The sequence below is a fragment of the Kitasatospora sp. NPDC056783 genome, from assembly GCF_042789895.1.
Taxonomy (GTDB): Bacteria; Actinomycetota; Actinomycetes; order Streptomycetales; family Streptomycetaceae; genus Kitasatospora.
The window spans coordinates 20,789-27,266 of record NZ_JBHUAF010000081.1 but is presented as its reverse complement, the minus strand read 5'-3'; the positions used below and the strand labels follow the sequence as shown (position 1 = coordinate 27,266).

General features: G+C 71.1%; 7 protein-coding genes. All 7 read right to left on the bottom strand.

Annotated elements, in window-relative coordinates; all coding sequences use genetic code 11:
- Nucleotides 1-36: 36 nt before the first annotated feature.
- The 7 genes from metK to ACFRMQ_RS14980 all read right to left on the bottom strand — a co-directional run bounded on the left by metK (nt 37) and on the right by ACFRMQ_RS14980 (nt 6,434).
- On the bottom strand, nt 37-1,245 hold the full coding sequence (metK, locus tag ACFRMQ_RS15010) for a methionine adenosyltransferase (protein WP_189916754.1): 1,209 nt from the start codon (nt 1,243-1,245) through the stop codon (nt 37-39).
- A gap of 151 nt (nt 1,246-1,396) precedes the next feature.
- The gene (gene coaBC / locus ACFRMQ_RS15005; protein WP_380730877.1) at nt 1,397-2,614 is read right to left on the bottom strand and encodes a bifunctional phosphopantothenoylcysteine decarboxylase/phosphopantothenate--cysteine ligase CoaBC; all 1,218 of its coding nucleotides are present in this window, start codon (nt 2,612-2,614) and stop codon (nt 1,397-1,399) included.
- A gap of 196 nt (nt 2,615-2,810) precedes the next feature.
- Entirely contained in the window at nt 2,811-3,077 is a 267-nt protein-coding gene (rpoZ, locus tag ACFRMQ_RS15000; protein WP_030240625.1) for a DNA-directed RNA polymerase subunit omega, read from the bottom strand.
- 37 nt (nt 3,078-3,114) lie between these two features.
- Nucleotides 3,115-3,672, bottom strand: coding sequence for a guanylate kinase (gmk, locus tag ACFRMQ_RS14995; protein WP_380697664.1), 558 nt, complete (start codon nt 3,670-3,672; stop codon nt 3,115-3,117).
- Nucleotides 3,673-3,720: 48 nt separating this feature from the next.
- The gene (mihF, locus tag ACFRMQ_RS14990; RefSeq protein ID WP_030056187.1) at nt 3,721-4,047 is read right to left on the bottom strand and encodes an integration host factor, actinobacterial type; all 327 of its coding nucleotides are present in this window, start codon (nt 4,045-4,047) and stop codon (nt 3,721-3,723) included.
- 408 nt (nt 4,048-4,455) lie between these two features.
- Nucleotides 4,456-5,286, bottom strand: coding sequence for an orotidine-5'-phosphate decarboxylase (gene pyrF, locus ACFRMQ_RS14985; protein WP_380730875.1), 831 nt, complete (start codon nt 5,284-5,286; stop codon nt 4,456-4,458).
- Between the two features lie 44 nt (nt 5,287-5,330).
- Nucleotides 5,331-6,434 carry a quinone-dependent dihydroorotate dehydrogenase gene (locus tag ACFRMQ_RS14980; protein WP_380730874.1) on the bottom strand — a complete coding sequence of 368 codons (1,104 nt, stop codon included), beginning with the start codon at nt 6,432-6,434 and terminating at the stop codon, nt 5,331-5,333.
- Between the last annotated feature and the right edge of the window lie 44 nt (nt 6,435-6,478).

Genomic DNA, 6,478 nt, shown 5'->3' with positions numbered 1-6,478 from the left:
GAACGGGAGCGGGCGCCGCTTCGAGCGTCGAGGGCCTCAGTCCTGGACGGCGGCCTTCAGCTGCTCCACCCGGTCGGTGCGCTCCCAGGTGAAGTCCGGCAGCTCACGGCCGAAGTGGCCGTACGCGGCGGTCTGGGAGTAGATCGGGCGCAGCAGGTCCAGGTCGCGGATGATCGCGGCCGGGCGCAGGTCGAAGACCTCGGAGACGGCCTTCTGGATGGCGAGGACCGGGACGGTCTCGGTGCCGAAGGTCTCCACGAACAGGCCGACCGGCTCGGCCTTGCCGATCGCGTACGCGACCTGCACCTCGGCGCGGCGGGCGAGGCCGGCGGCGACGATGTTCTTCGCCACCCAGCGCATCGCGTACGCGGCCGAGCGGTCCACCTTGGACGGGTCCTTGCCGGAGAAGGCACCGCCGCCGTGGCGGGCCATGCCGCCGTAGGTGTCGATGATGATCTTGCGGCCGGTGAGGCCGGCGTCGCCCATCGGGCCGCCGATCTCGAAGCGGCCGGTCGGGTTGACCAGCAGGCGGTAGCCCTCGGTGGTGAGCTTGATGCCCTGCTCGGCCAGCGCCTTCAGCTCCGGCTCGACCACGAACTCGCGGATGTCCGGGGTGAGCAGCGACTCCAGGTCGATGTCACTGGCGTGCTGGGTGGAGACGACCACGGTGTCGAGACGGACGGCCTTGTCGCCGTCGTACTCGATGGTGACCTGGGTCTTGCCGTCGGGGCGCAGGTAGGGGATGGTCCCGTTCTTGCGCACCTCGGTGAGGCGGCGGGAGAGCCGGTGCGCCAGGGTGATCGGCAGCGGCATGAGCTCGGGCGTCTCGTCGGACGCGTAGCCGAACATCAGGCCCTGGTCACCGGCGCCCTGCTTGTCCAGGTCGTCCTCGTCGCCCTCGACGCGGGCCTCGTACGCGGTGTCGACGCCCTGCGCGATGTCGGGCGACTGGGCCCCGATGGACACCGAGACGCCGCAGGAGGCGCCGTCGAAGCCCTTCTTGGAGCTGTCGTAGCCGATCTCCAGGATCTTGTCCCGGACGAGCTGGGCGATCGGCGCGTACGCCTTGGTGGTCACCTCGCCGGCCACGTGCACCTGGCCGGTGGTGATGAGCGTCTCCACGGCGACCCGGGACGTCGGGTCCTCCCGCAGGAGAGCGTCAAGGATGGTGTCGCTGATCTGGTCAGCGATCTTGTCGGGGTGTCCCTCGGTGACGGACTCCGAGGTGAACAGGCGGCGAGACACAGCGCTCCCTGGGGTTGCAGCGGCTGCTGACTGAAGTTGCCCGGGGGAACCCGGGCACTCCGGAAAGACTTGATTCCTGGAGTGTAACGGTCAGGTTCCGTCGAACGTCACCCGCTTCAGGAATTCTCGACCGCCACGCGAGCACTTTCGATCAGCTGCCAGCTGTTTCCAGCCGCTTCGCGACCAGGTCCCAGACCACGTCGGCGAGTGCCTCCTTCGGCCCCACCGGGACGGCCGTCTCACTGCCGTCCGCGCCCAGCACCACGGCCTCGTTGACGTCCGTGCCGAAGGCCTTGCCGTTGCCGACCTCGTTGACCACCAACAGGTCACAGCCCTTGCGGGCGAGCTTGGCCCGGCCGTTGGCGAGCACGTCGTCGGTCTCCGCCGCGAAACCCACCACGAGTTGACCCGAACGGGCCCGGTGGGCCGACAGCTCGGCCAGGACGTCGGGGTTGCGGACCAGGACGACGGGCGGCTGCTCGACCCCCTCGACCTTCTTGATCTTGCCGGCCGCGTACTCGGCGGGCCGGAAGTCCGCCACCGCCGCGGCCATCACCACGGCATCCGCGTCCCGGACGGCCGCCAGGGCCGCCTCGCGCAGCTCCAGCGCGGTCGAGACGTGCACCACGTCCACCCCGGCCGGGTCGGGCAGCTCGGCGTTGGCCGAGATCAATGTCACCCTCGCCCCGCGCGCCGCGGCCGTCACGGCCAGCGCGTAGCCCTGCTTGCCGGAGGAGCGGTTGCCCAGGTAGCGCACCGGGTCCAGCGGCTCCCGGGTGCCGCCGGCCGAGACCACCACGTGCCGGCCCGCGAGGTCGGTGGGCGCCGGCCCGCCGCGGCGCAGCACCGCCCGGCAGGCCTCGAAGATCGCGGACGGCTCGGGCAGCCGGCCCTTGCCGGTGTCCTTGCCGGTGAGCCGCCCGACGGCCGGCTCCAGCACGATGACGCCCCGGCGGCGCAGCGTGGCCACGTTGTCCCGGGTGGCCGGGTGCTCCCACATCTCGGTGTGCATGGCGGGCGCCAGCACGACCGGGCAGCGGGCGGTGAGCAGGGTGTTGGTCAGCAGGTCGTCGGCCAGGCCGTGGGCGGCCTTGGCGATCAGGTCCGCGGTGGCCGGGGCGACCACGACCAGGTCGGCCTGCTGCCCGATCCGCACGTGCGGCACCTCGTGCACGCGCTCCCAGGTCTCGGTGGCCGCCGGACGCCCGGACAGCGCGGCCCAGGTCGCCTCGCCGACGAAGTGCAGCGCGGCCGCGGTCGGCACCACGGTGACCTGGTGGCCGGACTCGGTGAAGCGGCGCAACAGCTCGCACGCCTTGTACGCGGCGATCCCGCCGCTCACGCCGAGGACCACGCGGGGGGCGTCCACAGTCACGTACCGACCTTTCTCCCGATCCGGAACGGGCCCACCCTACGGCCCCTCGGCCGGGCCCCGCACCGCGCCCTCCCCCGGCGCACGGCACAGCGCAGCGCAGGGCACACGGCACACGGCACACGGCACGGAAACGCCGAAGGGCCCGGCGGAAACGATTCCGCCGGGCCCTCCCGGAAATTCAGCGACTGCCTCAGGCAGCCTCGATCGCCTCAGCGGTCAGCATGCCCGCGTTGATCTCGCGCAGCGCGATCGACAGCGGCTTCTCGTGCACGTGGGTGTCGACCAGCGGGCCGACGTACTCCAGCAGGCCCTCGCCGAGCTGGGAGTAGTACGCGTTGATCTGACGCGCGCGCTTGGCGGCGTAGATCACGAGGCTGTACTTGGAGTCGGTGGCCTCGAGCAGCTCGTCGATCGGCGGGTTGATGATGCCCTCGGGCGCGGTCATGGAAGAGGACACGCTAAAACCTTCCGAAAGGATGGAAAAGACAGACAGGTCAGGCTACACCGAGCAAGGCTAGCAGTTCGGCCGCTACCTGCTCGACGGAGGTGTTGACAAGGGTCGTGTCGAACTCGGTCTCGGCCGCGAGTTCGACCTTGGCCGCCTCCAGCCGCTTCTCGATCACGTCCTGCGACTCGGTGCCCCGGCCGGTCAGCCGGCGGACCAGCTCGTCCCAGCTCGGCGGGGCCAGGAAGACCAGCTGCGCCTCGGGCATCGACTCGCGCACCTGCCGGGCGCCCTGGAGGTCGATCTCCAGCAGCACCGGCTCGCCGCGCTCCAGCTTCTCCAGCACGGCCGCACGCGGGGTCCCGTAACGGTTCCCGGCGAACTCGGCCCATTCCAGCAGCTCGCCGTTGGCGACCAGCTTGTCGAACTCGTCGTTGTCGACGAAGTGGTACTGGACCCCGTTCTTCTCGCCGGGCCTCGGGTGGCGGGTCGTCGCCGACACCGAGAGCCAGACCTCGGGGTACATCTTCCTCATATGAGCGACGACCGTGCTCTTGCCGACCCCCGAAGGGCCGGAGAGCACGGTCAGCCGCGGACGCTCACTCATGCACCGATTATCCCGGATCGCGGACGATCCTGGGACCACGGGGCACGGTCAGGCGGCGCCACCGCCGAACTCCCGCTCCAGGGAAGCGATCTGGTTCGTACCGAGGCCACGGACACGGCGGCTCTCACTGATGCCGAGGCGCTCCATGATCTGCTTGGCGCGGACCTTGCCGACGCCCGGAAGCGACTCCAGCAGTGCCGAGACCTTCATCTTGCCGATGACGTCGTTGTCGGCCTTGCCGGCCTTGATCACCTCGTGCAGGGAGGCGCCGGAGTGCTTGAGCCGGTTCTTCACCTCGGCGCGCTCCCGGCGAGCCTCGGCGGCCTTGGCGAGCGCGGCGGTGCGCTGTTCAGGGGTAAGGGGCGGAAGGGCCACGCCGTTCACCTCAGGGTGTGGATGGATGGATGGAGCTAGGACTGGTTCGGTACCGAGGACACCGTCCGCAAGGGGGAACCACAAGGCCCTTGACCTGCGGGAGCCACGGAAATCGCGGCTCGCCGATGACCTATCGCCGGACACTACCCGGATTGCGGCGCCACGTCAGGAAAAGAACACGAAAAGTCCTGGTCAGCCAAGGCCGACCAGGACTTTCCAGGGCAAAATGACCGCGATTGCGAGACTTTGGCGGGCCGATGTGACGGCGCTCACGTCAACTCCCCGGCCACCGCGCGGTCCTGCGGACACTCCGCAGGGTGATCGCCCGACTACCTGAAGGAGGGGTTCCGCTACCGGTGCCCGTCCTGTCGGCCGTTCCCGGGTCCGCGCCGACCCACAGGACGGGCCCTACACGGCGTCCGCGAACTCCCCGACGAAGCGGTCCGCCGCCTCCCGCAGCGCCGTCACCGAGGGCCCGTGCTTGAGCACGTCCCGGCTGACGCTCGGCACCACGTTGCGCACCGAGGCGCCGAACACCCGCGGCAGGTCCGCCATGGTCGCGCCCTGGGCGCCGATGCCGGGGGCCAGCAGCGGGCCGTTGATGGCCAGGTCCACGCCCGCGTCGGCCAGCGTCGCGCCGACCACCGCGCCGAAGGAGCCGAGCGGCGCGGCGTCCGCGTTCTCGGCCGCCAGCCGGCGCAGCACCGTGGCCGCGACCGGCTCGCCGTCCGCGCCCACCGCGCGCTGCACCTCGGCGCCCTCCGGGTTGGAGGTGAGCGCCAGCGCGAACACACCGCAGCCCTGCTCGCGGGCCAGGTCCAGGGCCGGGCGCAGCGAGCCGAAGCCCAGGTACGGGCTGACCGTCACGGCGTCCGAGAACAGCGGGCTGCCGGGCGACAGGAAGGCCTCGGCGTAGGCGGCCATGGTGGAGCCGATGTCGCCGCGCTTGGCGTCCATCAGGACCAGCGCGCCGGCCGCCCGGGCCTCCTCGACGCTCTTCTCCAGCACCGCGACGCCCTTGCTGCCGAAGCGCTCGAAGAAGGCGGCCTGCGGCTTGAGCACGGCCACCCGGTCGGCCAGCGCCTCGACCACGGTGCGGCTGAAGGTCTCCAGCCCGGCGAGGTCGTCACCGAGCCCCCAGGCGGCGAGCAGGGAGGCGTGCGGGTCGATGCCGACGCAGAGCTGGCCACGGGTGTCGAGGGCCTGGCGCAGCCGGGCGCCGAACGGTGCGAGGGTCATGTCGTCCTTTCCAGAACCGATGTTTCCAGAACCGATGGGGGTGTTCACGAGCTGCGCACGGCGCTGCCGACGGCCGCGGCGAGGTTGCGGAAGCCGCCCTCGCGGACCTTGGCGGACAGGCCCTTGTGGATCCGGCGGCACCAGAACGGGCCCTCGTAGATGAAGGCGGTGAAGCCCTGGACCAGGTCGGCGCCGTGGACGATCCGCTGCCAGGCGTCCTCGGCGGTCTCGATGCCGCCGACCGAGACCAGGGTGAGCCGGCCCTCGGTGCGGGCGCGCAGCCGCTGGAGCACCTCCAGGGCGCGGGCCTTGAGCGGGGCGCCGGACAGGCCGCCCATGCCGATCTCCTCGACCCGGGCGGCGTCCGCGCGCAGGCCCTCGCGGCCGATCGTGGTGTTGGTGGCGATGATGCCGTCCAGGCCGAGCTCCAGGGCGAGGTCGGCGACCGCGTCGATGTCCTCGTCGGCCAGGTCGGGGGCGATCTTGACCAGCAGCGGCACGTGGTGCGCGGTGGTGCGGTCGGCGGCCTCGCGGACGGCCGTCAGCAGCGGCCGCAGGTGGTCCACGGCCTGGAGGTTGCGCAGCCCGGGGGTGTTCGGCGAGCTGACGTTGACCACCAGGTAGTCCGCGTACTTGGCCAGCCGCTCGGTGGACTTGACGTAGTCGGTGACGGCGTCGGCCTCCTCGACCACCTTGGTCTTGCCGATGTTGACGCCGGTCACCGGGGTGGAGCTGGTGTGCGGGCGGGCGGCCAGCCGGGCCGCGACCCGGGCCGAGCCCTGGTTGTTGAAGCCCATCCGGTTGATCAGCGCGCGGTCCTCGACCAGGCGGAACATCCGGGGCGCCGGGTTGCCGGGCTGGGGCTCGCCGGTGACGGTGCCGATCTCGACGTAGTCGAAGCCCAGCATGGCCAGGCCGTCGATGCCGACGCCGTTCTTGTCGAAGCCGGCCGCCAGGCCGAACGGGCCGGGCAGGTCGAGGCCGAGGGCGTTGGTGCGCAGGGCCCGGTCGCGCGGGGCGAGCACCAGCCGCACCAGGGTGCGCAGCCCGGGCACCGAGGAGGCGAGGCGGATCCAGAAGAAGGCGAGGTGGTGGGCCTTCTCCGGGTCCATCTTCTTGAACACCAGGTCGAACAGAAGCTTGTACAAGGGTGGATCAACTCCCGGATCACGAACCGGACTTGGGCATGGAA

Bases quoted from the DNA above. Each gene is read 5' to 3' on its own strand.
- gmk (WP_380697664.1), bottom strand. From the start codon at position 3,672: ATGAGTGAGCGTCCGCGGCTGACCGTGCTCTCCGGCCCTTCGGGGGTC.
- pyrF (WP_380730875.1), bottom strand. From the start codon at position 5,286: ATGACCCTCGCACCGTTCGGCGCCCGGCTGCGCCAGGCCCTCGACACC.